This window comes from Pseudomonas sp. AC463, assembly GCF_979253585.1.
The window spans coordinates 1-472 of record NZ_CEEDDZ010000109.1 but is presented as its reverse complement, the minus strand read 5'-3'; the positions used below and the strand labels follow the sequence as shown (position 1 = coordinate 472).

General features: G+C 62.1%; 1 protein-coding gene. It reads right to left on the bottom strand.

From position 1 onward, the window contains the following. Positions 1-389, bottom strand: a 389-nt coding sequence (locus tag AC0IYH_RS29320; RefSeq protein WP_471837536.1) for a type II toxin-antitoxin system VapC family toxin, incomplete at its 3' end; no start/stop codon positions are given. Positions 390-472 lie beyond the last annotated feature (83 nt).

The following is a 472-nucleotide window of genomic DNA, read 5'->3' as shown; positions in this document are numbered from 1 at the left end:
ACGTCCGTATGGGAGAAATCATCGCCCTTGTAGAGCAGGCGCGCGTTGTTCGTCCGGGCGCAGGCGTAGGCGAAGCAATCGCCCATGTTCAGGCGGGCGGGATGATGGCCCTTGCCGTAACGCCGATGCGCAATCACGGCTTCTGCCGTTTCCGCAGAACCGATCGGCACGGTCGTGATACCCAGAGCTGTGCAGAAGCGTGTAACTTCGAACAAGCCGCCTTCCGTACCCTCATCGCTCTCCCGACCAAGGGCGCGTGCCGCTTCCCACATCGCCAAGCCGCTGGTGCGCCGGTCCACATGCTGGCCGAGCGTCGACTCGATGTCATGCGATCCGGGCTCGCCCCGAACGATGGCGACGATCGCCGAAGCATCGACGAAGATGGTCAATCGTCGTCCTCATCGTTCAGCGAGTCGTAAAACGCCTTGTCGATCACAACGTCTGGGTCGATTCGCAACTTCGACGTGCGGCG